Genomic DNA, 24544 nt, shown 5'->3' on the forward strand with positions numbered 1-24544 from the left:
ATGACAGGGTGATGACGGCTCAGGGCAACTTCAGGGCTTTGGTGACCTCGGCCCAGGGTACGAATTTGAAGTTCTGGGTTTGCTCGGGCATGCGTTTGCGGCCGTCCTGCACCACCAGCATGCCGTTGCTCCAGGCCCCGCCGAGGTTGACCGAAGTGACCTCCAGGCCATCGGTTTCCGAAGCGCCGTCGATGCCCAAGGCAGCATTCAGGCCGACACGGAACGCGCCGCGGGAAGCAAATGGCGGCTGTGCATCGAGCACCAGGTAGCTATCGTTGCCTTGGCTGGAGACCACCAGATAGTCATTGCCGGCGCTCTGATACAGCGCCAGTCCTTCGACATCGGCATGCAACTGCGTGCCGACCTTGATCACACTGCTGAGGGTCGCCGGTTGATCGGCGCGGGCATCTACCGCCCAGACGCCGACGTCTTCTTCGCCGAGGAACAAGCGCTGGCGCTGATCGTCGGCAACACAACCTTCGGGCTGGCTGTCGACCTTGAACTGGCGCACCAGCTCGCCCTGGACCGTGCCGTTTGGCGCGCTCAAGCGGTATTGCAGGAAGGTACCGTCCTTGCCATTGGCGATGGCGAACAGCTCGCCACTGGCCGGTTGGAACAGGCAGATGCCGTAGATTTCCTTGAGCGGCGTGGCGATCTCCCCGGCCTCACGCAGCTCACCGCTTTGCCGATCGATGCTGAACAGGCTCAGGCTGTTGTGATCTCTATTGCTCGCCACGGCCAGGTCGACGGTCTGTTGACCCAGCTTGAAGTTCGGCCGCACGTCGACGTTGTTCAGCCGCCCTACCGGCAATTCCTGAAGCAATTTGCCCTGCAGGTCATAGGCCAGCAGGCCCTGCTTCTTGTTGGTGCCGAGCACCCGACTCAAGCCCGGTTGCTGCGGATGAATCCAGATCGCCGGATCGTCGGCGGCATCGCCCTGGCGCCCCACCGGGTCAGTCTGGCGGCTGGCTTGCACGGTCGGCAGCACCTGAGGTTGATCGGCCGCAATGGCCTGCCAGTCGAGTTCGCCGTGGTACAGGCGGCCGTCGTCATCGTCACGCACCATCAGTTCAAGGCCCTTGGCCGTCGCGCGCACGTCGAGGTTTTCCGCTTCTTTCAAACCCGGCAGGGTGATGCTGGCCTTGGCCAACCAGCGCTCGCCCTGCTGCTGATAGAGGTGCAATTGCGCGGCTTTCGGATCGAGCCCAAGCACACCTCCCGGCACCAGCGCCATCGCGCCCGCGCTGTGCTTGATCGCGCCGAAAGGCTCACGCAAGTCAATGGGACTGCGCCTTACATCGGCTTCCGGAGGTGCCGGATAGGCCCACCAGCCGACGTTCTCCTCATTGACCACCAACTGATGGGCAGCGTCGTCGACCCGGCAGTCCGTCGCCGACGGTGGCAGCGGCAAGCCGCGCACCCGTTGCGGCTGCGCATCGAGAGTGGTGCCGCTGCCCACCAGCCACTGCTCGCCCTTGCCCTCCTCGCCTACCAGGAACAGGAACAGGTTGCTGGCCTCGTCGCGATACAGGCACAGGTTATTCACCGGGTAGTCCCGGGCCGGCAGATAGACCGGCTGGCCCCAGCTGCGTTTGTTCGCATCGAGGCTGACCAGCAGCGCTTGCTGGCGGGTATTGTCGAGGCTGGCGACCAGCACGTTGCTGCCCAAAGTGCGGCTGTCGACGCCACTGAACGAACCCTGCAGGCGCGCCAGTTCTGCGCCCTTCGCGTCGAGCAGCAGCAAGCCATCGCGCTGGCTGACGGCCAAGCGTTCGGAACCCGCAGGCAGGAAAGCCAAGGCGTCGACCTTGAGGTTCGGCGCCCAGGGCGTGAGTGCCAGGTCCACAGCGAGGGCCTGGCTGGCGCTCAGGCTGATCAATGCGGCGAGCAGGCAACGGCTGGGTGATAAAAAAATACTCATGAACGGGCAAAGTCCTTGTCGTGCGTGCAAACGGCGGCAGCCACGGCTGCCACCCCGGGCTTAGAAATGGGTGAAGGTCAGGCCGACCTTGAACGTCGGGCCGTACTCTTCATACTGGCCGTTGTAGGCCCGGTGCCCGGTGTAGACGAAGTACGATTCGTCCGTGAGGTTCTGCGCTTCGAAGCTCACTTGCAGGTCCTTGGTCAGCGAATAACGCGCGCTGAAATCGACGAAGGTCTGGGCGTCGACGTGCAGGTCGTGGGCCTTGTCGTTGATCGACGCCAGTTCGTAGAGGTAATCGGACTTGTAGTTGGCCGAGAGGCGCAGGCTCAGCTTGTCGTCTTCCCAACCCACCGTCAGGTTGCCAACGGTGTCGGACTGGCTCGGCAGATCGATGCTGCGCTTGCTGTTGGTACCGGTGGCCGCATCGAAGCCCTTGATCTCGGCATCGGAGCGGCTGAAGGTGGTGTTGGCCCCAATCAACAGGCCGTTCCATGGTGCGGGCAGCCAGTCGAATTTTTGCGAGTAGGCCAGTTCCAGGCCGTAGAGTTTGGCGCTGTCGCCGTTGGCGAAGGTGTGCGCCTCGGTGAAGTCGACCCAGGCACCGGTACCGGCGAGGTCGGTGTTGTAGACGAAGTTCTGGATGTCCTTGTAGAACACGAATGCCGAGACGGTGCCCGCACGCCCCATGAAGTGCTCAATGCCGAGGTCGAGGTTGCTCGACTCCAGGGGCTTGAGGTCAGGATTACCGAAGGTCGCTTCGTCATCGTCAATTACAAACCCCGGTGCCAACTGGCCGAAGGTCGGGCGCACCACGGACTTGGTCCAGGCCGCGCGCACCTGGGTGTTCTTGTCCAGTTGATAACGTGCATGCAGCCCCGGCAACCAGTGGTGATATCGGCGCTTGGTGTCGGTGGCCTGGAACTCGCCATCGGTGGCGCCGGTGCCCTTGGCTTCGAACTCGGTGCCCTCGTAGCGCATGCCGGCAATGAAGCGCCAGTCATCGATGTCGATGGTGTTCATCAGGTAACCGGCGTTGATGTCTTCGCTGATCTTGAAGTCGTTGACCCGCGATTCGGTCTCGTCATAGAAATCGTCACGATTGAGCCCACCGATCAAATTCTTGATCTCGCTGCCACTGATGCCCGGCCCGAAGCGACCCAGGCTATAGTCAACGGTGCCCTTCTGGAACTGCGTGAGGTTGAGTTGCTGGTCGTTGAATCCCAGGTCGTCGAAGTCTTCATAGACCCAGGCGTCGAGGTCGTTGTCCTTGTTGCGGCGGCTGACCTTGCCGCCGAATTTGACCTGGGACGCATAGCCCTTGAAGTCGTAGTCGCGGGCCAGGTCCAGGCGCAGGTTTTTCTCGGTGTCGGTTGTGCGCTGCTTCTCCCAATCGACCTTGTCGAGGCTGAAATTGGCCGGGTTGTAGAAGCCCTGGCCAATGATCGGACGCGGCTTGTCGTTGTCGTAGAAACCGCTGTCGGCAAAGTCGTCGACGCCATCGAACTCGGCGTTGGCGATGTGGCCCGGGCTGTCCTCGCTGGAGCGGCTGTAACCGGCCTGCCCGCTGAGGGTCCAGAGCCCGAACAGGCGCTCGCCGCCAAGCACGTAGGACTGGATTTCCTGGGTCTCTTCGCGCTGCTTGAGTTTGCGTGAAGCTTCGGTATCGCCGGTCTCACCAGCGGCCAGCGGATCGGCGAACTCGAACGCGGTGGAGTTGCGCGTTTCGCTGTCCTTGTAGCGGCTGTAGAGCGTGCGCAGGTAGTAGCTGCTGAGGTCGTCGGGTTTGTAATCAAAGTTCAACCCGCCGCCGGCTCGTTCGCGACTGATGTCGTAGTCGCGCTGTTCGAACTCCTGCAACCGGGCGCCCTGTTCGAAGTCCCAGGCGCCTCCGGTTTCGACGTTGTCCGAGCCGAAATCGCGCTTCTGCCAGCTCAATGCCGCGGCGACGCCGAAGTTGTCGATGCCGTCGCCGAGGCTGAAGCGATTACTGGCGGCGCCGGAGAATTTCGGGCTGGTCTGGTGGGTGTTCTTGTCGTAGCTCGCTTCGGTGCTGCCGGTATAGAACAGGCCCTGGTGATCGAAGGCCGAGAGGCTCTGCACATCGACGGTGCCGCCCAGGGAGTTGGCGTCCATGTCCGGGGTCAGGGTCTTGATCACCGACAACGACTGCACCAGTTCCGAAGGCAACACGTCCAGGGCCACCGCCCGGCGTTCGCTTTCCGGCGAAGGCACCAGCGTGCCGTTGATGGTCACGCTGTTGAGGTCCGGCCCCAGGCCCCGCACGCTGACAAATCGGCCTTCGCCCTGGTCACGCTCGACACTGACCCCGGGCAGGCGCTGTACTGCTTCGGCGACGTTTTCGTCGGGGAGCTGAGCCATGCCGTCGGCGTGCACCACGCTCTTGATGCTGTCGGCGCTGCGCTGTTCCTTGAGCGCCTGGTCGATGCTCGCCGCCTGCCCCACGACCTGTACGTGCTCAGTGGTGGTCGCTGATTCGGCGGCACTCAGGCGTTCGCTGGCAATCGCCATGGCCAGTGCGGTGAGCGTGAAACCGACCAACCCGGCCGTGCTGCTGCGCTTGTACATGAATGTCCTCCCCCAGGATCCGATAACGCCAGGCAAGTGGCCCGGCAACTGGGAGGGCAAGCTAGGGTCGAGGGATGACGGTTCTGTGACAGGGGTTGGTGGCGAGTGCTTTAAAACGCCGCTTTGCGTGGGTTGGCGCGGGCAAATGAGCTGAAATGACCCGTGAGAACGTTCGACCCGGCGTCCTGGGAAGGTTTTTTAGCAAAAAAGCAGCGCGGTACCTTGAGCTGATTCGACCCCTGCCCGCTGTCACCTATCTGTCACAAGCATCTGCTGTGCTGACGCGCATTGCCATTCGCCAAAGGATCGCGGCCATGTTCTCTGTGCTCAAACCCCATCGCTGGAAACTCGCCCTGCTGTTGGTGGCAGCCAACCTCGGATTACTCCTGCATCTGGCCTGCGGTGAACTCAAAAGCGTGAGTGAATGGGTATGGCTGGACATCATCGGCGAAGGCGGTTCGGCGCTATTGGCGCTGGTGTGGCTGGGGCTGGTGCTCAAGAGTCGCCCGGCCGGGCGCGTGACCAACTACCTGGCCCTGGGCCTGAGCTGCATCTTTTTCTCCTGGTGGATCGACAGCCTCGACGAGTTCATTCGCCTGCCCGACAGCCTCACCTGGGACCACTGGCTGGAGTCCGGGCCGATGCCGGTGGGAATGATCCTGCTGACCATCGGCATCTATCACTGGCATCGGGAGCAGCTGGCGATCAGCGCGCAAATGGAAAAACGCGAGAAGCTGTTCCGCGAGCATCGGCTGTTCGACAAACTCACACCCCTGGGTGGCGCCGATTACCTCAAGCGCCAGTTGCACGCCAGCCTGGCGCAAAGCCTTACGCAGGAGCAACCGCTGTCGCTGATGGCCGTGGACCTGGATAATTTCACCGCGATCAATCAAGCGTACGGGCATGCCGAAGGCGATGCCGTGTTGCAAGCGATCAGCCATTTGCTGTTGCTCAACCTGCGCCGCCAGGACCTGCTGTGCCGACTGGCCGGTGACCGCTTCGTGGTGCTGTTGCCCAACACCGGTGAAAGCCAGGCGCGGCTGCTGGCGCTGGAGCTGCAACAGGCGGTTCACGGCCTGGCCCACAAGACTCGGCAACACGGCGAGCGCGTGCATCTGTCCGCCAGCACGGCCGTGGTGATGGCCATGGACGAGGCGCCGGACGTCCTGCTCAAACGCCTCAACCTGGCCCTGGCGCGTGCCAAGCAGCCCCTGGCCAAGACGGCCTGAGGCGCGGCGATGACTCTTAAAAATACCTGGTATGAAACCGACAGCCGTTTTATCCCCGGGCACTACCAACCGGCGACCCTGATCGACCTCGCGCTCTCCCGAGACATCGACAGCCATCGCCTGCTGCGCGGTACCGGGCTGTTTCACGACGATATCCTCGCCGGGCAGACGCGCCTCAGCCCGCAGCAATTTCTTGCCCTGATCGACAATAGCCGGCGCCTGCTCGACGCCGACGACAGCAGTTTCCTGTTCGGCCAGCGCCTGCTGCCGGGGCATTACGGTCCGGCGAGTCACGCCCTGCGCCACGCGCAAAACCTGCACCAGGCACTTGATACCCTGGTGCAGCAACAAGTGTTGCTCAGCCCGCTGGCCGCGCCGCGCCTGGTGCTGGACGAACACCATGCCTATTTCTACTGGCTCGACAGTTGTGGTGCCGGCGAGCAGTGGCGCTTCCTGCTGGAAGCGAGCATGACCTCGATTGTCGCCATGAGCCGCTCGCAAAGCGGCGTACGCCTGCCATGGGAATGCAGCTTCAGCCACACCGAGCCACGTTACGTCGAGCAGTATTGGGTGCATCTGGGCGAACACAGCCAGTTCAAGCGTCCCCTGGACCTGATGCGCATCCCCCGGGAATACCTGGCCCAGCCCTGGCCCGCCAGTTCGGCCACGGTGGGTCAGGTCGCGCGACAGGAAGCCCAGGGGCAAATCGACCAGCTGGGTTACAGCTCAAGCTTTGTCGATTGCCTTTACCGCTACCTGCAGGCCCATGTGCGCGAGACGCCTAGCCTGGAACAGGCCGCACACGCCTTCGCCATGAGCCCCGCCACGCTGAAACGCAAACTGCAAAAACACCACACCGGGTTTCAGCAGCAGGTGGATCTGGTGCGCAAACACGTGGCGCTGTACCTGTACCAGATCAAGGGTTTCAGCAACGAGGAGGTGGCCGAGTACCTGAGCTTCAACGATGCGGCAAATTTCCGGCGCTCGTTCAAGCGCTGGACCGGCAGCACCCCCAACCTGATTCGGCAGATGTTCGGTTCCGGCTGATGGCGCAGGAGCTACCCACCTCGACAAAGAACCGCACAAGGGTGACAAGCACCTGGATAAGGAATTCAAGAAAGACCTTTGAGCAGCAGAAGTGCAGACCCAGCCAATAAGCCGGGCCTGCATCAATTACTTCGCAGCGAACTTTGTTCCGCGAGGATCATCAAGTTTAGCCTGCAATAACTGCCATTCGCGCATAATGATCGAATAGGGAATAAACACACTGATGCGCTCGGCGCCTTTGACTCCAGGATGCGCACTTACGTCGTGCAGCGTCGTTGAATAAAAGCCCATGTTGATCCCGACAATATTGCCGTCGCTGCCAATCACCGGGCCGCCGGACATGCCCTTGACCAGTGGCGCATCGTGGATGGCATAAAGGTCGCCGCTGTTCTCATCGGTATTGAGGAAAGGCGCCTGGTAGACCTTGCCCTTGCCCGTCGCAGTCGACATGTAAGGGCTCGATCCCACGGCCGTGATGGCTTCCCCTACTCGCGGCGCGCGCCATGTAGGGTAGCGTCCACTGGCCTTGTGGCGGATAAACACCAGGTCGCAGCCGGTGCTGCAGCTGTATTGCACGTTGGCAATCAGCGGAGTGTGGCGGGTCGTGACAGCGTAATCTTCATTCCATTGCACGGCCGAAGCCATATACATATAGGGCAGAGGAAAGCCTGAAAAAACTGTGAAGTAAGAATTATTGGCAGCCCCCGAAAAGTCGGGTTTTACCATGCCGTTGCATCCTGCGAGTACAGCTCCTATTAAAAAGCAGGCCATGATCTTGATCATGATGAGTCACCGACTTAATAGGGCGGATAAGGCTATTTTTTTGTCGTCAATTTTTTATTTTTCTGGTTGTATTCGTCCTTGCCGAAGGCTCTGCAACGGTACTTTGTTATTTATGGACGAGGTTTTTAAAACGTGAGCAAATGAATTGTGCTAGGTCCAATTGCTTTTGGTTACATATGTCAAGCCTTAATATTGACGCCTAAATAACGGCATATATAAAGTATTAAACAAGTGTTCTCTATGGACGCGACTCAACAAAATTCACATTGAGTTCAGGTAATCTGGCCTAAGCTCAAATTGCCTTGGAGACGCGAGTGCGGCTACCGATCATCCGGTCGATGATCCCCCGCTGATTTCCCGGCCCCGAATGGCTCAAGGATTGCAAAGGACGCCGCTAGCTGCCCCAGAACAACGTAATTCTGACGCGACGGCAATTCAATCAACAAACAAGGACGCCAGCGCAACGCTTGGTCAGTCACCGGGAGACGTATCGTGTCAACTCTCAATGAAATCGCAGCGAACCACGCGAGAATGGCTAAGGCAAAGGAAGCGGAGATTATCGCCCTGGGGGAGCGAGAGGTGCAGGTGGTGGGTGGGTTTGAAATTGTCTCCATGGAGGTGGAATGCGCGCCATTGCATCTTGTCGCAGCCGCGCAGGACAGCCAGACGGGGCAAGCCGCAGGCTTTATGTTCTGACGAAAAGCGGTAGGAGCAGGCTTGCTGGCGATCGCCAGAAAGCCGGCGCCTACAGATGTGTTATCAGGGATTCGGATGTTCGCTGGATACAGAATTATTAGCGTCCACATCTGCCATCTCTTCGTCCACAGGCGATTCCTCATCTGCGGGAAGCGGGACTTCGGTGTCACCCCGCTTCGGATCGTGACCTGTCTCGTTGTCGGTGCCCCCCGTGACACCCTGCTGGGATATGTTGCCTGGGGCATTCTTGTCGATGTCCATGTTGGCTCTCCGTTTAGATGCGCAGGAATTGCGCGCTTGTACATGAGAGATGGCACAGCATTGCAAGTGCCCGGTTGTGGACGAACGGGGGCTTTGCGGGTTGTCTACGTCTGTGGGAGCGGGCTTCCTCCCACAGTTCAGTGTCAGCTCATACACATCCAGTGAACGGCAAAAATCCAACTGTGGGAGTGAGCCTGCTCGCGATTGCGGCAGGTCAGTCAACGTAGATGTCGGCTGATAGATTGCTATCGCGAGCAGGCTCACTCCTACAGGGGATAGCGTCGATTCGGAGGATGTGCACAATCGAACCAGCGCAGCGCGCCGGCTTGATGCCTTGGTCGGCCCGAAGGCCGCCACGGCCCGGTTGTTGATCGCGGACGTCCCGTTGACCACGATGGCCGAACGCAGGCATTGCGTAGCGGGTAAACCGGCAAGGATGCCGGTTTAGCTGCGTTGGGCCATGGATGGCCCGTCGCAGCGACCCGCGGAGCAATGCCGGAGTGCGGGCACACCGAGCCTAGGCGAGGTGCCGAGTGGTGGGGCAGGAAGCCCTTGGTTACTTGGGGCTCTTCCAAGTGACCCGCTGTAAAAGCGGAGCCATTAGAAGCCGTTGCCGCAATAATGGATATGTACATCTGCATAGCCGCCATCGCGAGCAAGCTTTGCTCCCACAGGTGTCACCCTCACCCTCACCCTCACCCTCACCCTCACCCTCACCCTCACCACATCACATCGCATCGCATCACACCACATCACATCGCATCACATCGCCATCGCCATCGCCATCGCCATCGCAGCCATCGCCATTGCCAGCACGCCTGCCCCCAAAACCTCGCAATATGCGGCTATCAACTTGCCATTATCGGCTTTTTCGCCCGCGCGTCCCTCCCTACAGTAAGTACGACTTCAACGGCGACCCACCCTCGCCCCGTTCAGGAATCGTACATGTCCAGCCTGTCTTTGCGCATCGAACGGATCGACCCGCTCACGCCTAACATCCGGCGGCTGATCCTGGTCGCCGATGCCGGCCAGCCCCTGCCCGCCTTCACCCCAGGCGCCCATATCGAAGTGCAGATACCGGGCAGCAAAACCCTATGGCGCGCCTATTCGCTGGTCAACTTGCCGGATCACCCACACTACGAAATCGCCGTGCAACTGGAAGACCAGGGCAGCGGCGGCTCGCGCTGGATGCACCAGGTGCAGGTCGGCCAACAAGTGCTGGTACGCCCGCCAAAAAATCATTTTCCACTGGTGGCCCAGGACTGCGAACTCCTGCTGATCGCGGGCGGCATCGGCATCACCCCGATGCTCGGCATGGCCCGCGCCCTCGCCGCGGCTCAGCGGCCTTTTACCTTGCACTACGCCGGTCGCGATTCGAACCGCATGGCGTACCTGGAGGAGGTCCAGGCACTGAATAGCGCCCAGTGCTGGATCAGCGAAGGCGACCCGACCCGACGCCTGCCCCTGACCCGCCTGCTGAACTCGCACTCCCGCAGCCGCCAGCTGTACGTCTGTGGCCCCAAGTCACTGATCAGCAGCGTGCTGCAAACAGCCCGCGAGCTGGGCTGGAACGACAGTCAACTGCACAGCGAATTGTTCATCGGCAGTCTCGACAGCGAAAGCGCAGGCGCTTTTGAAGTAGAGCTGCGCAGCAGTGGCGTGACACTAAGGGTGCCTGCGGGGCAAAGCGTGCTGGAGGCCATGATCGAGGCCGACCTGGACCCGATGTTCGACTGTCGCCGTGGTGACTGCGGAGTGTGCGTGGCCCAGGTACTCGAAGGCGAACCCGAGCACCGTGACATCTGCCTGTCGGAACGCGAACGGGCCGAGGGCAGTTTCTGCACCTGTGTATCTCGCGCCGCCAGCGCTCGACTTGTACTGGATTTGTAAGTGCGCTGCAGCACCGCGCACCTCTTAATGACGGTTAGAAAGGAGACACCATGATTCCCTCCAACGAACAGATCGCGGCCCTGGTGCGCGACGACAGCGTGCACAAAAGCGTCTACACCGACCCTCAGCTATTCGACCTGGAAATGCAGCGCATCTATGGCCAGGCGTGGATCTACGTCGGCCACGAGAGCCAGGTGAAAAACGTCGGCGACTATCACACCACCCGGGTTGGCGATCAGGACGTGATCCTGGTGCGCGGCGCCGACAAAAACGTCAACGTACTCTACAACCGCTGCCCGCACAAAGGCGCCAAACTGGTGGCCGAGGGCGATGGCAACGTCGGCAAGTTCTTCCGCTGTCCCTACCACGCCTGGACCTTCAAGCTGGACGGCCAGCACCTCTCGGCACCGCTGAAAAATGCCTTCGAAGGCACCTGTTTCAATCCGCAACACCCGGATTTTTCCATGGTCAGCCTGGCGCGGGTCGACAGCTATCGCGGCTTCGTGTTCGCCAGCCAGATTGATCACGGTCTTGACCTGAAGGGTTTTCTCGGCGGCGTCATCACTTCCATCGACAACCTCTGCGATCGCTCGCCAGTCGGTGAAGTCGAAGTGGCCGGCGGTATCTTCCGGGTCATGCAGCGCTCCAACTGGAAAGTCTTCTACGAAAACCTGCACGACACCATGCACGCTCGCGTCACCCATGAGTCCTCGGTGGATGCGGCCCGCAGCGAAGCCGAAACCCTGGGTGAAATGCCCTTCGAACTGCTAATCATGGACGGCAACGGCGAGCCTTACGATTTCTGGGAAAAACTCGAACTGCGCGCCTATCACAATGGCCACGGCTACATGGAAGCAATCTTCGACCCGGCCGCCGCCGAGCGCGACGAGGTGTCCAAGGCGCACTTCGAATGCCTGAGCACGGCGTATGGCGAAGAACGTGCCCGGGGCATCCTGGGAATGAACCGCCACAACACCGTGATCTACGGCAGCGGCTCGCCCCACACGGTGTTCATGCAATTTCGAGTGATCCGGCCGATGGCCATCGACCGCACCCTGGTGGAAATCCAGACGTTCCGCTGCAAAGGCGCACCGGACGCGGTATTTGACCGGGCGCTGACCTACGCCAACGTCATCAACTCGCCCTCCTCCAACGTCATGCCCGACGACGTCGAAGTCTATGCCCGTTGCCAGGAGGGCAACATGACCCGCGGCGGTGAGTGGATCAGCATGCACCGTTATGTCGGCACCGATCGCTTGCTGCCCGATGGCGCAGTCTCGACCAATGGCACCAGCGAGCTACCAATGCGCAACCAGTTCGCCGCCTGGAAGCACTACATGACCGCCACACTGATTGCCAAGGAGAGCACTCATGCTGCTTGATCGCACCTTCGACGTCTCGACCCACGGCCTGACTCCGGCGCATGTCCCCAGTGAAACCCTGCGTGAAATCGAGCAGTTTCTGTATCGCGAAGCACGCCTGCTGGATGAGCGCCGGTTCTGGGAATGGGACCGGCTATTTACTGATTCGGGCATGTACTGGGTGCCGCAACAACACGGCCAGGTCGACCCTTTCGAGCACATTTCGCTGTTCTGGGAAAACCGCATGTTGCGTGAAGTGCGCATCCGTCGAGTGGAGAACGTGCGCAACTGGTCGCAGCAGCCGCCGACCCGCACGGCGCACCTTGTGGGCAACGTGCTGGTCGAGGGGCTCGACAGTCAGGGCCTGCTGGTGGTGAGTGCGACGTTCCAGGTCAGCGAGTGGCGCCTCGACCAGCGTCAGTTGGCGGGACGCTACACCTACAAGCTGGCCAGCCTGGACAGTGGCGAATGGAAGATCCAGCTCAAGCGGGTTGACCTGATCAACTGCAACGACGTGTTCGCCAACCTCGAGGTGTTTGTCTGATGGGCCGCCCGACGGTCATCGCCCTGCACTATCAGAATGACGTGCTGCATCCCGATGGACGCATTCGGGTCGCGCTTGCAGCGGACGATCCCGCCCGCGATGCATTGCTGCAGGCCGCCATCAAGTTGCAGCAAGGTGCCCGCGAACGCGGTTGGCCGATCATTCATGTGCGGGTGGCGTATCGCCCGGACTATGCCGACCTGGTACAGAACGCGCCGATCTTCCGCGCCGTGGCAGCCAGCGGCGCAGTGCAGGAAGGCACCTGGGGAGCGCAGTTCCATGACGCCTTGCAACCACTGGCGGGCCCGGACGAATTTGTCGTCACCCATACGCGCATCAACGCATTTTACGGCACGCCGCTGGACACGCTGCTGCGCCAATTGGAAGCGCGAGAATTGCTGATCGCCGGGGTTGCCACCCACTCGGTGGTCGAGAGCACCGTGCGACATGCGGTCGATTGCGGTTTCGAGGTGACGGTACTGGCGGACGCCTGCGCTGCCGCCCGCCCCGACACTCATCTGGCAGCACTGGACAGCATGCGTCTGATCGCCACTGTCACAGATGTCGCCAGCATCCTGGAGTCAATGTCATGAAGAGCACTGTCATGAACAGCACGCCCACTGCCAATCTGCAAGGTCAGGTGGCGATTGTCACCGGCAGTACCCAGGGCCTGGGCACCGACATTGCCCGGCAACTGCTGCAGGCTGGGGCCAGCGTGATGCTGGTCGGTCGCAACCGCGAAACGGGAGCCGGACTCGCCAGCGAGCTGGGTGAACGCTGTCGTTTTATCGCGTGCAATGTCGAGCTGGACGAAGACATCGACGACTGCATCGACGAAACCCTGGCGGCGTTCGGCCGGCTCGACATCCTGGTCAATAACGCCTGTGTCTACGACGACCAGGGGCTGCTGTCAGACCGGGCGCAATGGCTGCACACCCTCAATATCAACCTGGTGTCGGCGGCGATCTTCGTGCAAAAAGCCGCGCCGCACATGGCTGATGGCGGCACCGTGATCAACATCGGCAGCACCGGCGGCAAGTTTGGCGTGGCCGGGCGAGCCCTGTATCCCGCGTCGAAGGCCGGGCTGCTGCAGCTGACCCGCAACCTCGCGGTGACTCTGGCGCCGGCAGCGATTCGAGTGATCAGCGTCTCCCCGGCCTGGACCTGGTCGCCCTCGGTGGCAAACATGAGTGGCGGCGACGTCGCGGTGGCCGACCGGGTCGGCGCGCACTTCCACCCGCTGGGACGCGTGGGACGCGGCGAGGAAATCGGCCAGGTGGTCGCGTTCCTGTGCAGCCAGGGCGCGTCGTGGATTACCGGAGTGGACATTCCGGTGGACGGCGGCTTCTCCATTCTCGGCCCGGACCAGGGCCTTTCGCCGCGCACGTGGTTTGAGCGCTTGCGTGATCCAGCCTGAACTACCTCCATAAAAACCTGATGATGAGCGAGGCAACAACATGGGCAAGATGATCAGTGTAAAAGCCAGCGACGGCAGCGGCAGTTTTGCCGGTTATCTGGCGCTACCCGCCAGCGGCAAAGGCCCGGGTGTGGTGATCGGCCAGGAAATTTTCGGCATCAACGCGAACATGCGTGAGGTGGCGGATTTTTACGCCGAGGAAGGTTACGTCGCGTTGGTGCCGGACCTGTTCTGGCGTCAGCAACCGGGCATTGAACTGGGTTACACCGAGGCCGACTTCGCCCGGGCGATCGAGCTGTTCCAGGGCCTCGATATCGACAAGGCGGTCGATGACATCGACGCCAGCTTCAAGGCATTGCGCGATCTGCCCGAAGTCGAGGCTGTCGGTCAGGGCTATGTGGGCTTCTGCATGGGCGGCAAGCTGGCCTACCTGACAGCGACTCGAACGGACGCCGCCTGTTGCGTGGGTTACTACGGCATGGGCATTGAGCAGTTGCTCGATGAGGCCGACCAGATCAAGGGCCGCCTGGTGCTGCATTTTGCCGAGCAGGATGTTTATTGCGATGCCGCTGCCCGTACGCTGATCAGCCAGCGCCTGGGTGGGCGTAGCAATATCGAGATCTACACCTACCCCGATGTCGACCATGCTTTTGCCCGTAACGGCGGCATACATTTCAACAAGCCTGCGACGTTGATGGCCCACCAGCGCAGCATCGCGGCGCTGAAGCAGGCTATTGGCCCGCATTACAACTTGTCGCAGCTGTGGGACAAGCACATCGAGTTCGAGTTTGCCGTGCGTGATGTGCCGGCGACCATGGCGACGATGGTTGCCGAGCCTTACGTCAATCACATTCCGACCATGACGGGTGGTGTGGGTTATCGGGAGTTGAGCCGGTTTTATCAGAATCATTTTGTGCATGCCAATCCGCCGGATATGAAGCTGGTGCCGATTTCGCGCACGGTGGGGGCTTCGCAGATTGTCGATGAGTTTGTGATGTGTTTTACCCATACCAGTGAGATTGACTGGATGCTGCCTGGGGTTGCGCCTACGGGCAGGTACGTTGAGATTCCGATGCTGGGGGTGATCAAGTTTCGCGGGGACAAGCTTTGTCATGAGCATATCTATTGGGACCAGGCTAGCGTGCTGGTGCAGATTGGGTTGCTGGATCCTGCGGGGTTGCCGGTGGCGGGGGTTGAGACGGCCCGGAAGTTGCTGGATGAGCGGTTGCCTTCTAATACTTTGATGGGGAGGTGGGTGGGTAGCGCGGGACTTTGATTTTTGCGTGTATATCCGTTGTGGTTAACGGGGCGCCTGCGATCAAAAGCTTTGCCGTGGCGGCCTCCGGGCCGACCAAGGCATCAAGCCGGCGCGCTGCGCTTATTTGGTCCTGCACATCCTCCCGGCTGACGCTGCCACCTGTGGGAGCGAGCCTGCTCGCGATGGACGTTAACAATAACGCTGGCTTTCTGGATGACCGCGATGTCCTCAAGTTCATCGCGAGCAGGCTCACTCCTACAGGAATCTGCGGCGTTCAGAAATTCTCGTCTCACCACGCACACTGTGGGAGCTGGCTTGCCTGCGACGGACGTCAACGAGAACGCGAGCTTCCTGGATGAGCGCGGCGTCCTCAGGTTCAACGCGCGCAAGCAGTCTGATGCGGCAACTCACCAAAACGCTCACGGTAATACCGGGCAAAGCGCCCCAGATGGCTGAAGCCATGCTCCAACGCGACCGCAGTAATGCTCAAATCACGACACCCAAGCAAACGCTCACGCACCGATTCAAGACGCAAATTACGCAGCCGCTCCATCGGAGTCTGCCCATAACACCGCTGGCACAGAGTGTTAAGGCTGCGCACGCTCATGCCCGCTGCCGCCGCCAGTTCACCCAGGGACAGCGCTTCACCCAGATGACTGCGCATCAAGCCTTCAATCTTGTGCAACTGGCGCAGCGCCTGACGCTGCGCCGGCGACTCAACCACCGCCGACCGTGCTGCATCGATTTTCGGCGGGTGAGTCAGCAGGAACAGCGGCAGGCTTTCTTCCAGATGGCGCAGCCAATGCGCATGCACCGGCGCCCCCTCGCTCGCTCCCAACTGTTCAAGCAAATCATCGACCAGACGCAACCAGCCCCGAGCCTGACCAGTGTCGAGCCGATAAGCCGCAGGCAGGGCAAAATCGGCGGCCAGCCCGCCTTCGTCCACCAGCCGTTCGTGCATCAGCCGCAGCAATGAACGCGGGACCTTGAGCAGCAATTGTTCGCAGCCCTGATGCCACACCAGGCGCGCCTGGCGATTGGGCGAGAGCACTGCCACCTGGCCAGCCTCCAGCTCCAATGCCAATCCGTCGCACTCAATACTCGCACGCCCGCGCAAGGGCATCTGCATCAATACGAAATCGGTGAAGGGCCGTGGGCGCACCTCCACCTCGGCACCATAGCGCAACACGAACAACTGGCAGCGCCCCACTTCTGCGCGAAAAAACGCCGTGTCGACATTGCCGGTGCGCCAGCTCAGGTCGTGTTCAACCAACTCACGGGCGAGCAGCCGGTGGCTTTCCTGGCGCGAGCGGCTGGTAAACACCGGGGTCTGGCACAGTCTGGACAGATCGAGCCCGGCGCCTGATGACACAGCCATGCTCAAAGCGACCGGCTGCGGCGGGCTTCGTTACGCTGCAAGGTGGTGCTCGGCGTCTCGTCGAACAACTTGCGGTACTCGCTGGAGAACCGCCCCAGGTGAGTAAACCCCCACCCCATGGCGATCACCGAGATATTGCGCGCCGAATTATCCTCGAGGATTTCCTGGCGCACGGCATCCAGCCGATGCTTCTTCAAATAGGCCATGGGCGACATGCCGAAATACTTCCTGAAACCTTCGAACAGCTTGAAGCGCGACACCCCGGAAATCGCCTCGATGTCCTCCAGGTGCAACGCCTCACGGGCATTGTCGTGGATGTACTGCTTGGCGCGGATCAGGTAGTGCGGCAGCTTCACGCCTAGCACATCGCGCAACTCCTCGGAGTAGTTGTTCGGCTGGGCGAGGATCAGGCCCTTGATCAGCGAGCTCTCGATGTCCCGGGTGAAAAACGTCTGGTCGTACAGCTCGCGACTGCGCTCCAGCTCGCCGATGAAGTAGCGCGCCATGCGCCACCAGGACGCCGAGGAACCGTTGACGGCATCCATCACCGGCTCGAAGCGCAAGGGGGTTTCCAGGGGCCGCTGCAACATGTCCTCCAGGGACTTGCGCATTGCCGCGCGGGTGATCACCACCTGAACCTTGCGGCAATCCCCGTTGATCGACAGTTCCTGGTTTTCGTGGGGCGAGACGATGATTGCGCAGTCGCGATCGGACGTCACCTGACAGCCGTTCTTGCTCAAGTGCTGTTCACCGACCAAGGGCAAACTGAGGCTGTAGCTGTTGAGATGTTCAGAGTCTTCAATACCGACCGTGACGTCGGTGCCGTACTCGATCACCCCCAAAGTGGTCGACATCGACTTGAGCACATTGCCGCTGTGATGGAACTGAATACGGTTGGGATGGCTGGTTTTCAGCAGGTGGGGCCCGCAGATCCCGGCCATCCACTGACGCGCGCCATTGAGGTCATAGCGCTCGATACGAATGTCACGAACATGTACATCAGGACTTGTACTCATCACGGGGCACCCACGGCTGTTTTTTTCAACGCGCTCTAACGGCACGCCTCTGCGGGAAAGAGCAATGTTCATGCCGCCAGGGTGCCCGCGCGGCCCTGCCGAAATATGCGGATAACATTCACCGATTAAACGGATAGGGACCGCTCAAGACCGGATAGGTCCCCGCCGTTGAACACCCGTGCCACCCCTTAAACACTGGAATGACGCGGCAAAAAAGCGCATGCGCCCAGCGGCTGCCCAATAGTCAGGCAGTGTGGGCAGGCGCGATTGGGTATTACCTGCCCAGATGAGCAGGCAGGTGTTACCCGCTGGATTCGGCGATCGCTTACCAGAACTTCCAGGTGTAGGTAGTGATCAGGCGGTTCTCGTCGAAGTCATTTGCATGCCGGAACTTCACGTTGATATTGCGCAGTTCAACGCCCAGGTTTTTCAACGGCCCGTCCTGGATCACGTAGGACAGGTAGATATTGCGCTCCGATTCGCTGCTGTCGCTCAGCGGCCCGCGATCGATATCGGTACCGCGCATGTAGCGCGTCATCAGTTTCAGGCCGGGCACGCCGACGCCGGCGAAATCGAAGTCATAACGCGCCTGCCAGGATTTTTCGTTGGGTTTGATGAAGGCGATGGCCGACCAGTTCACCAGGTACGGCTGTGGTGCGTAACCGTTGAGGGTCGGGAACGGGCTGTCGCCGAGCATGCGCTGATAACCCAGGCCAAACGCATGAGGCCCTTTGCGCAGCGTGGTCATGGCGCCGTAGGAGCGGTTGTCGATGCGCCCGTACAGGGCGTCGCCATCTTCCTTGTTGTTGAAGTAGCGCACATCGGTTTTCAGGCCGTAGCCGCTGCCCAGATCGGTCAGGTAGGTGCCGCCCAGGTAGTGCTGGCGGTAGATGTCTTCCAGCTGCCCGTAGAAGTACGTGCCGGTCAGCGCCGGAGTAAATGCGTAGCTGGCGCCGCCGAAGTTCAAGCCGTCACTGCGGCGCTGAATGTCGGGGCCGTTGAACAGGTACATTTTTTCGCTGTTGGAAGACTCCCGGCCGCTGATTTCGGTGAACCGACCGCCGGTCAGGGTCAGCTTGTCCACTTCCTTGGACTCGATCAGGGTGCCGTGATACGTGGTCACCAGTTGCCGCGAATCGTCCATGTACGCCACTGGCAGCGTTGGCCGATGCTCACCGAATTTCAACTCGGTCTTCGAATAGCGCACCTTCGCCGTGTAGCCGCCGCGACCATAGTCGGTAGCCTGCTCCTGCTTGCTGACGCTGTAGGGAATGATGCTGTCAGGCCCCCTGCCACCGCCGCCGTCGAGCCGGTAGGCGTACTGCATCGAGGCGTCCAGGCCAAATTGCACCGGCCCCTCGGTGTAGCCCGAGATGAAGCGCAGGTCAAAACCCTGGGTCCAACTGCCGATGCGCGAATTTTTCGGGTTCTCACCCTTGTAGTCACGGTCGATATAGAAGTTTCGCAGGCCCAGACCCAGGTGGCTGTCTTCGACGAAATCCGCCATGGCCATCATCGGCGTCATCATTCCGGCCAGGCTGGCCGTCTGCACGCAACGGGTTAACCAACTCGCTTGAAACATAACTTTCCCCTCCCTTTTAATGTGCGAACACATCAAGTAGCGGTGCGACCAAAGTGATCACCCCAATCGTTGGCAGTTGTTTCTTTATTAAAATAATCAGCGTCAGTCGTTATTAAATATGTGCATCCGGCAAAAACCCGGACAGGATTGATTAGGCCGTATTAACGCTCGGCTCTCTATCCTGTTAATTCACGAGTCATATCCGTTTACTTCGATTCACCCATTAAATCTGCTCCCAGCAGGCCCCAGGTACGGGAGCGAATTTTATGGACTGTGTTTGCCGACAAAGCGGATAGACCCGGGCAAAGACAACTTATTTAATACCGACACACACAATTTGTTGAATGCACGAATTAGCCCGATGCAACGAGGTATCGATTAATGAGCAGTGCAAAAAGCGTAGAACAATGGAAAAGCTTTATTGAGGGCTGCCTTGACTTCCGTCCGGCAGAAGGTATTTTCCGCATTGCCCGGGACATGTTTACCGAGCCGGATCTGTTTGATCTGGAGATGGAGTTGATCTTCGAGAAAAACTGGATCTACGCCTGCCATGAAAGCGAAATCGCCAATAAACACGATTTCATGACCCTGCGCGCCGGGCGCCAGCCGATGATCATCACCCGCGACGGCGACGGCCAACTCAACGCGCTGATCAACGCCTGCCAACACCGCGGCACCACCCTGACCCGCGTTGGCAAGGGCAACCAGTCGACCTTCACCTGCCCATTTCACGCCTGGTGCTACAAAAGTGACGGCCGCCTGGTCAAGGTCAAGGCACCCGGCGAGTACCCGGAAGGTTTTGACAAAGCCACCCGTGGCCTGAAAAAGGCCCGCATCGAAAGCTACAAGGGTTTCGTCTTCATCAGTCTCGACGTCAATGGCAGTGACAGCCTTGAGGCGTTCCTCGGCGATGCCAAGGTGTTCTTCGACATGATGGTCGCGCAGTCGCCCACCGGTGCACTCGAAGTGCTGCCGGGCAAGTCGGCCTACACCTACGACGGCAACTGGAAACTGCAGAATGAAAACGGTCTGGACGGTTATCACGTCAGCACCGTGCACTACAACTACGTGGCCACCGTGCAGCATCGCCAGCAGGTCAACAGCGAGAAAGGCCTGGCCGGCGCCGACACCCTGGACTACAGCAAGCTCGGCGCGGGCGACAAGGAAACCGACGACGGCTGGTTCGCCTTCCACAACGGCCACAGCCTGCTGTTCAGCGACATGCCCAACCCGGCGGTGCGCCCCGGTTACGCAACGATCATGCCGCGCCTGCTCGAAGAGCATGGCCAGGGCAAGGCTGAGTGGATGATGCACCGCCTGCGCAACCTGAACATCTACCCGAGCATGTTCTTCCTCGACCAGATCAGTTCGCAGCTGCGCATTATCCGCCCGATCGCCTGGAACAAAACCGAGATCAACAGCTTCTGCCTCGGCGTGGTGGGCGAGTCGGACGCCGATCGGGAAAACCGCATTCGCCAGTTCGAAGACTTCTTCAACGTGTCCGGCATGGGCACCCCCGACGACCTGGTGGAATTTCGCGAAGCACAGCGCGGTTTCCAGGCACGCCTGGAACGCTGGAGCGACATTTCCCGCGGCACCGGCAAATGGGTCGAGGGCCCGACGCCCAACAGCGAAACCATCGGCATCTCACCCGCGCTGACCGGCACCGAGTTCACCCACGAGGGCCTCTACGTCAATCAGCATGGCAACTGGCAGCGCGTCATGCTCGAAGGCCTGGCGCGCATGGCCGCCGAAGAGCAACCGTTGAAACTGCGTGAGGTGTGAACATGAATTCGCAACTGCAATACCGCATCGAGCAATTTTTCTACCGCAACGCTGAAGCCTGCGACGCCCAGGATTGGGATACGTACGTGTCGATGTTCAGCGACGACAGCGAATTCCATTTGCCGCAATGGGACTCGGAGCACGTCTACACCACCGACCCGAAAAAAAGCATGTCGCTGATCTACTACCCCAACCGTGGTGGGCTCGAGGACCGGATATTCCGCATCCGCACTGGCAAGGCCGCATCGACCATCCCGATGCCGCGCACCCTGCACCTGATCAGCAATGTGCGCATTGCGCCGCTGGACAACGACGAGCTGGAGGTGCGGGTCAACTGGCACACCTTGTACTACCGCCTGCAAACCGCAGAAGACTTTTTCGGTCGCGCTACTTACCACCTGCGGCCCGATGGCGACAGCTGGAAGATCACCCGCAAGCATGTGCTGTTGCTTAACGACACCATCAATTCGGTGCTCGATTTCTATCACCTCTGACTGGCGGAAGTCTGGATCATGAGTCACAAGGTCGCGTTCAGTTTCGCCGACGGAAAAACCCTGTTTTTCCCGATTCAGAACAATGAAATCCTGCTTGATGCGGCGCTGCGCAACGGCATCAATATTCCGCTCGATTGCCGCGAAGGCGTGTGCGGCACGTGCCAGGGTCGCTGCGAGTCGGGCCAGTACAGCCAGGACTACGTCGACGATGAAGCACTGTCGGCCGATGACATGCGCCAACGCAAAATGCTCACCTGCCAGACCCGGGTGCAGTCCGACGCGGCGTTCTACTTCGACTTCGCCTCGACCCTGTGCAATGCCGCCGGGCCGGAGCGGCTCAAGGGCATCGTGCGGGCAGTCGAGCAGGTGTCGCCGAACACCGCGATCCTGCACCTGGATGCCGGCGCCGACGGCCAACAACTGGACTTCCTGCCCGGCCAGTACGCCCGACTGCAAGTGCCAGGCACCGACGACAAGCGTTCCTACTCCTTTGCCAACCGGCCGAATAGCAGCAACCAGCTGCAGTTTCTGATTCGCCTGCTGCCCGATGGCCTGATGAGCAATTACATCCGCGAGCGCAGCCTGATCGGCGACGAAATCATGCTCGAAGCGCCCCTCGGTGCCTTCTACCTGCGCCATGTCGACAAGCCGCTGGTGCTGGTCGCCGGCGGCACCGGGCTCTCGGCGTTCCTGGGCATGCTCGACGAGATCGCCGAGCGAGGCGGTTGCGGTCACCCCGTGCACCTGTACTACGGCGTGCGCAACGCTGCGGACCTTTGCGAAACCACGCGCATCGCCGCCTACGCCGAGCGCATCCCTGGCTTTCGCTTCACCCCGGTGATCAGTGACCCGGCCCCGGACTGGAGCGGCAAGCGCGGTTACATCACCGAGCATTTCGACATCGCCGAGTTTCGTGACCAGGACCTGGACATGTACCTGTGCGGACCGCCACCGATGGTCGAGTCGATCAAGCAATGGCTGGCCGACCAGAGCCTGGACCAGACCCGCCTGTACTACGAGAAATTCACCGAGAGTAATACCTGACACTGGCATTGCCCCAATAACTATTCAGACACCCGCACATTTTTTACTGCCCTCCACTAACAACTACGTCTCGCGCGATGCGGACTTCACTAAAGGCGGCACTATGAAAAAACTACTCGTGGGTACATTGCTGGCAGCCAGCTGCGTGACCAGTCTGCTGGCTCAGGCCCAGGACCCGGTGCGCATCGGTTTCATCACCACCCTGTCGACGCCCGCCGGTTACCTGGGTGAAGACTCCCGCGACGGTTTCCAGCTGGCGATCGACCAGGAAGGCGGCAAGCTGGGCGGCGTACCCGTGAGCCTGCTGGTCGAGGACGACGGACTGCAACCGGCCCGCGCCAAGCAGATCATCGACCGCATGAGCCTGGACGGCATTTCGCTGTACACCGGGGTGATCTTTTCCAATGTGCTGGCGGCAGTGGTGAACACCGCGACCAAGGACGGCTTCTACATCAGCAACAACACCGGCCCGTCGAGCCTGGCCGGCAAGCAGTGCAAACCCAACTACTTCGTGGCCTCGTACCAGAACGACACGATCCACGAAATGGCCGGCGTCGCGGCCAACGACCTCGGCTACAAGAAGATGGTCATCCTGGCGCCGAACTATCAGGGTGGACGCGATGCGCTGGAAGGCTTCAAGCGCACCTACAAAGGTGAAGTCACCGAGATCTACACCAAGCTCAACCAGCTGGATTTCTCGGTTGAACTGGCCCGGGTACGTTCGCTGGCACCGGATGCCATTTTTGAATTCCACCCTGGCGGAGCCGGGATCAACTTCGCCAAGCAATACGGCAGCTCGGGCCTGGGCAAAACCATTCCAATGGTAGTGCCCGTGTTCTCCATGGACGAACGCATGCTCGCCGCCACCGGCGATGTCGCCAAAGGCATGAACATCGTCACCCTGTGGAACCCGGCCTCAAGCAACCCGGCCAACCAGGCCTTCGTCAAGGCGTTCAGCGAGAAATACAACCGTGTGCCGACCGTGTATGCCGCCCAGACCTATGACACCGCGCGGCTGATCGGCGCTGCGCTGAAGAGCGTCGACGGCAACGTGAAGGATGCCGACGCTTTTCGCAACGCCCTGCGCAACGTCAAGTTCGACTCGATCCGTGGCGACTTCGCTTTCGGCAAGAACCAGCATGCGGTCATCGACTGGTACCTGCTGCGGGTAGAAGCCGATGCCAACGGCAAGCTGGTCCAGGTGCCGGTGAAGACCATCGCCAAATCGCAAGTGGACAGCTTCGCGGCTGAATGCGCCCTGTGACCTGACCGTTCGAACACGTGCCTGGCGGCTGAGGTCGCCGGCACTTTTCACAGGATTCCCCAGCATGCTGCTACTCGAACAAATACTCAACGGCCTGCAATACAGCGCCCTGCTGTTCTTGCTCGCATCCGGGCTGACCCTGATCTTCGGCATCATGGGCGTGATCAACCTGGCCCACGGTGCTTTCTACATGGTCGGGGCGTTTTGCGCTGCTTACACCGCGTCGGCCAGCGGTTCGTTCTGGCTTGCCGGGCTGGCGGCGATCGTCGGCTCGGCGCTGTACGGCCTGCTGATTGAAACCAGCATCATGCGCCGGCTCTACAGCCGCGATCACCTGGATCAGGTGCTGGCGACCCTGGCGGTGGTGTTTTTCACCAACGAGCTGATCACCGTGTTGTTCGGGCGCAGCCCGCCGGCGATGCCGACGCCCGAGTGGTACGGCACTTTCGTCGAAGTCCTGCCCGGCTTGATGTACCCGGTCAGCCGCCTGCTGTTCATCGCGGCCGGCGCACTGGTGGCGATCGCCATGTGGCTGCTGATCAACCACACCCGCCTGGGCATGCTGATCCGTGCCGGGGCCGACGATCACGAGATGGTCGGCGCCCTGGGCGTGAACATCGCGCGCCTGTACACCCTGGTATTCGTCTTTGGCTGTGTGCTCTGCGGTCTCGCCGGTTTCATGGCAGCGCCGCTGCTGTCGGTGGAAATCGGCATGGGTGAAAAGGTCCTGATCACCACCTTCGTGGTGATCGTCGTCGGTGGCGTCGGCTCGGTGCGCGGCGCACTCGCCGGGGCCCTGCTGATCGGCATGGTCGACGGTCTGGGGCGGGCGTATATCCCGCAGCTGCTCGACCAACTGTTGCCCGCCGAAGTCAGCGGCACCTTGAGTGGCGGGCTGATTTCAGCCAGCGCCTACATCGTCATGGCCGTCGTGCTGCTGGTACGTCCACGCGGCTTGCTACCGGCCCGCGCCTGAGGAAAACAC

Annotated in this window: 21 protein-coding genes; 14 read left to right on the forward strand and 7 right to left on the reverse strand. The window is 60.7% G+C overall.

The annotated features are described in order from the left end of the window. Positions 1–19 precede the first annotated feature (19 nt). Complete coding sequence (locus ACYZTK_RS05085; protein ID WP_462013444.1) at positions 20–1921, reverse strand: phytase; 1902 nt, start codon at positions 1919–1921, stop codon at positions 20–22. Between the two features lie 60 nt (positions 1922–1981). Continuing rightward, complete coding sequence (locus tag ACYZTK_RS05090; RefSeq protein ID WP_462013445.1) at positions 1982–4510, reverse strand: TonB-dependent receptor; 2529 nt, start codon at positions 4508–4510, stop codon at positions 1982–1984. 314 nt (positions 4511–4824) lie between these two features. Between ACYZTK_RS05090 and ACYZTK_RS05095 the strand changes: the two genes are divergently transcribed. Together ACYZTK_RS05095 and ACYZTK_RS05100 are read left to right on the forward strand one after the other, a co-directional pair. After that, entirely contained in the window at positions 4825–5739 is a 915-nt protein-coding gene (locus tag ACYZTK_RS05095; RefSeq protein ID WP_462013446.1) for a GGDEF domain-containing protein, read from the forward strand. Positions 5740–5748: 9 nt separating this feature from the next. Next, positions 5749–6786, forward strand: coding sequence for an AraC family transcriptional regulator ligand-binding domain-containing protein (locus ACYZTK_RS05100; protein WP_462013447.1), 1038 nt, complete (start codon positions 5749–5751; stop codon positions 6784–6786). A 126-nt stretch (positions 6787–6912) separates the two neighbouring features. Here ACYZTK_RS05100 and ACYZTK_RS05105 read toward each other — a convergent pair whose 3' ends face one another. Continuing rightward, entirely contained in the window at positions 6913–7512 is a 600-nt protein-coding gene (locus tag ACYZTK_RS05105; protein ID WP_462014855.1) for a trypsin-like peptidase domain-containing protein, read from the reverse strand. Positions 7513–8061: 549 nt separating this feature from the next. On the opposite strand from ACYZTK_RS05105, the gene ACYZTK_RS05110 reads away from it, so the two are divergent. Next, complete coding sequence (locus ACYZTK_RS05110) at positions 8062–8265, forward strand: hypothetical protein (RefSeq protein ID WP_462013448.1); 204 nt, start codon at positions 8062–8064, stop codon at positions 8263–8265. A 63-nt stretch (positions 8266–8328) separates the two neighbouring features. Here the strand turns inward: ACYZTK_RS05110 and ACYZTK_RS05115 are convergent, their stop codons facing one another. Further along, positions 8329–8526 carry a hypothetical protein gene (locus tag ACYZTK_RS05115; RefSeq protein WP_462013449.1) on the reverse strand — a complete coding sequence of 66 codons (198 nt, stop codon included), beginning with the start codon at positions 8524–8526 and terminating at the stop codon, positions 8329–8331. Positions 8527–9471: 945 nt separating this feature from the next. On the opposite strand from ACYZTK_RS05115, the gene ACYZTK_RS05120 reads away from it, so the two are divergent. The 6 genes from ACYZTK_RS05120 to ACYZTK_RS05145 are packed head-to-tail and all read left to right on the forward strand — an operon-like array spanning position 9472 to position 15014. Continuing rightward, positions 9472–10416, forward strand: coding sequence for a PDR/VanB family oxidoreductase (locus ACYZTK_RS05120; RefSeq protein WP_462013450.1), 945 nt, complete (start codon positions 9472–9474; stop codon positions 10414–10416). A gap of 50 nt (positions 10417–10466) precedes the next feature. Beyond that, positions 10467–11798 carry an aromatic ring-hydroxylating dioxygenase subunit alpha gene (locus tag ACYZTK_RS05125; RefSeq protein ID WP_462013451.1) on the forward strand — a complete coding sequence of 444 codons (1332 nt, stop codon included), beginning with the start codon at positions 10467–10469 and terminating at the stop codon, positions 11796–11798. Continuing rightward, positions 11788–12321 (forward strand): aromatic-ring-hydroxylating dioxygenase subunit beta, encoded by a 534-nt coding sequence (locus ACYZTK_RS05130; protein ID WP_462013452.1) that lies wholly within the window; start codon positions 11788–11790, stop codon positions 12319–12321. Before ACYZTK_RS05125 ends, ACYZTK_RS05130 begins: the two co-directional genes overlap by 11 nt. Beyond that, positions 12321–12914, forward strand: a complete 594-nt coding sequence (locus ACYZTK_RS05135; RefSeq protein WP_462013453.1) for a cysteine hydrolase family protein — start codon at positions 12321–12323, stop codon at positions 12912–12914. Before ACYZTK_RS05130 ends, ACYZTK_RS05135 begins: the two co-directional genes overlap by 1 nt. Next, complete coding sequence (locus ACYZTK_RS05140) at positions 12911–13738, forward strand: SDR family oxidoreductase (protein ID WP_462013454.1); 828 nt, start codon at positions 12911–12913, stop codon at positions 13736–13738. Before ACYZTK_RS05135 ends, ACYZTK_RS05140 begins: the two co-directional genes overlap by 4 nt. A gap of 40 nt (positions 13739–13778) precedes the next feature. Then, entirely contained in the window at positions 13779–15014 is a 1236-nt protein-coding gene (locus ACYZTK_RS05145) for a dienelactone hydrolase family protein (RefSeq protein ID WP_462013455.1), read from the forward strand. Between the two features lie 358 nt (positions 15015–15372). Here the strand turns inward: ACYZTK_RS05145 and ACYZTK_RS05150 are convergent, their stop codons facing one another. The 3 genes from ACYZTK_RS05150 to ACYZTK_RS05160 form a co-directional block, all read right to left on the reverse strand. Continuing rightward, positions 15373–16374 (reverse strand): AraC family transcriptional regulator, encoded by a 1002-nt coding sequence (locus tag ACYZTK_RS05150; protein WP_462013456.1) that lies wholly within the window; start codon positions 16372–16374, stop codon positions 15373–15375. A gap of 2 nt (positions 16375–16376) precedes the next feature. Then, complete coding sequence (locus tag ACYZTK_RS05155; RefSeq protein WP_462013457.1) at positions 16377–17390, reverse strand: AraC family transcriptional regulator; 1014 nt, start codon at positions 17388–17390, stop codon at positions 16377–16379. Positions 17391–17715: 325 nt separating this feature from the next. Beyond that, complete coding sequence (locus ACYZTK_RS05160; RefSeq protein ID WP_462013458.1) at positions 17716–18972, reverse strand: OprD family porin; 1257 nt, start codon at positions 18970–18972, stop codon at positions 17716–17718. Positions 18973–19353: 381 nt separating this feature from the next. Between ACYZTK_RS05160 and antA the strand changes: the two genes are divergently transcribed. The 5 genes from antA to ACYZTK_RS05185 all read left to right on the forward strand — a co-directional run bounded on the left by antA (position 19354) and on the right by ACYZTK_RS05185 (position 24535). Continuing rightward, positions 19354–20757, forward strand: coding sequence for an anthranilate 1,2-dioxygenase large subunit (gene antA / locus ACYZTK_RS05165; protein ID WP_462013460.1), 1404 nt, complete (start codon positions 19354–19356; stop codon positions 20755–20757). A gap of 2 nt (positions 20758–20759) precedes the next feature. After that, positions 20760–21251, forward strand: a complete 492-nt coding sequence (gene antB / locus ACYZTK_RS05170) for an anthranilate 1,2-dioxygenase small subunit (RefSeq protein ID WP_462013461.1) — start codon at positions 20760–20762, stop codon at positions 21249–21251. Between the two features lie 18 nt (positions 21252–21269). Then, the gene (gene antC / locus ACYZTK_RS05175) at positions 21270–22295 is read left to right on the forward strand and encodes an anthranilate 1,2-dioxygenase electron transfer component AntC (protein ID WP_462013462.1); all 1026 of its coding nucleotides are present in this window, start codon (positions 21270–21272) and stop codon (positions 22293–22295) included. A 103-nt stretch (positions 22296–22398) separates the two neighbouring features. After that, entirely contained in the window at positions 22399–23559 is a 1161-nt protein-coding gene (locus ACYZTK_RS05180) for an ABC transporter substrate-binding protein (protein ID WP_462013463.1), read from the forward strand. Between the two features lie 64 nt (positions 23560–23623). Next, on the forward strand, positions 23624–24535 hold the full coding sequence (locus ACYZTK_RS05185; protein WP_462013464.1) for a branched-chain amino acid ABC transporter permease: 912 nt from the start codon (positions 23624–23626) through the stop codon (positions 24533–24535). Positions 24536–24544: the final 9 nt, after the last annotated feature.

This window comes from Pseudomonas sp. LB3P31 (genome assembly GCF_054897945.1).

Bases quoted from the DNA above. Each gene is read 5' to 3' on its own strand.
- ACYZTK_RS05130 (WP_462013452.1), top strand. From the start codon at position 11,788: ATGCTGCTTGATCGCACCTTCGACGTCTCGACCCACGGCCTGACTCCG.
- antC (WP_462013462.1), top strand. From the start codon at position 21,270: ATGAGTCACAAGGTCGCGTTCAGTTTCGCCGACGGAAAAACCCTGTTT.
- ACYZTK_RS05090 (WP_462013445.1), bottom strand. From the start codon at position 4,510: ATGTACAAGCGCAGCAGCACGGCCGGGTTGGTCGGTTTCACGCTCACC.
- ACYZTK_RS05115 (WP_462013449.1), bottom strand. From the start codon at position 8,526: ATGGACATCGACAAGAATGCCCCAGGCAACATATCCCAGCAGGGTGTC.
- ACYZTK_RS05150 (WP_462013456.1), bottom strand. From the start codon at position 16,374: ATGGCTGTGTCATCAGGCGCCGGGCTCGATCTGTCCAGACTGTGCCAG.
- ACYZTK_RS05085 (WP_462013444.1), bottom strand. From the start codon at position 1,921: ATGAGTATTTTTTTATCACCCAGCCGTTGCCTGCTCGCCGCATTGATC.
- ACYZTK_RS05120 (WP_462013450.1), top strand. From the start codon at position 9,472: ATGTCCAGCCTGTCTTTGCGCATCGAACGGATCGACCCGCTCACGCCT.
- ACYZTK_RS05125 (WP_462013451.1), top strand. From the start codon at position 10,467: ATGATTCCCTCCAACGAACAGATCGCGGCCCTGGTGCGCGACGACAGC.
- ACYZTK_RS05160 (WP_462013458.1), bottom strand. From the start codon at position 18,972: ATGTTTCAAGCGAGTTGGTTAACCCGTTGCGTGCAGACGGCCAGCCTG.
- ACYZTK_RS05155 (WP_462013457.1), bottom strand. From the start codon at position 17,390: ATGAGTACAAGTCCTGATGTACATGTTCGTGACATTCGTATCGAGCGC.
- ACYZTK_RS05185 (WP_462013464.1), top strand. From the start codon at position 23,624: ATGCTGCTACTCGAACAAATACTCAACGGCCTGCAATACAGCGCCCTG.
- ACYZTK_RS05105 (WP_462014855.1), bottom strand. From the start codon at position 7,512: ATGGTAAAACCCGACTTTTCGGGGGCTGCCAATAATTCTTACTTCACA.
- ACYZTK_RS05100 (WP_462013447.1), top strand. From the start codon at position 5,749: ATGACTCTTAAAAATACCTGGTATGAAACCGACAGCCGTTTTATCCCC.
- antA (WP_462013460.1), top strand. From the start codon at position 19,354: ATGAGCAGTGCAAAAAGCGTAGAACAATGGAAAAGCTTTATTGAGGGC.
- ACYZTK_RS05095 (WP_462013446.1), top strand. From the start codon at position 4,825: ATGTTCTCTGTGCTCAAACCCCATCGCTGGAAACTCGCCCTGCTGTTG.
- ACYZTK_RS05145 (WP_462013455.1), top strand. From the start codon at position 13,779: ATGGGCAAGATGATCAGTGTAAAAGCCAGCGACGGCAGCGGCAGTTTT.
- ACYZTK_RS05135 (WP_462013453.1), top strand. From the start codon at position 12,321: ATGGGCCGCCCGACGGTCATCGCCCTGCACTATCAGAATGACGTGCTG.
- ACYZTK_RS05140 (WP_462013454.1), top strand. From the start codon at position 12,911: ATGAAGAGCACTGTCATGAACAGCACGCCCACTGCCAATCTGCAAGGT.
- ACYZTK_RS05180 (WP_462013463.1), top strand. From the start codon at position 22,399: ATGAAAAAACTACTCGTGGGTACATTGCTGGCAGCCAGCTGCGTGACC.
- antB (WP_462013461.1), top strand. From the start codon at position 20,760: ATGAATTCGCAACTGCAATACCGCATCGAGCAATTTTTCTACCGCAAC.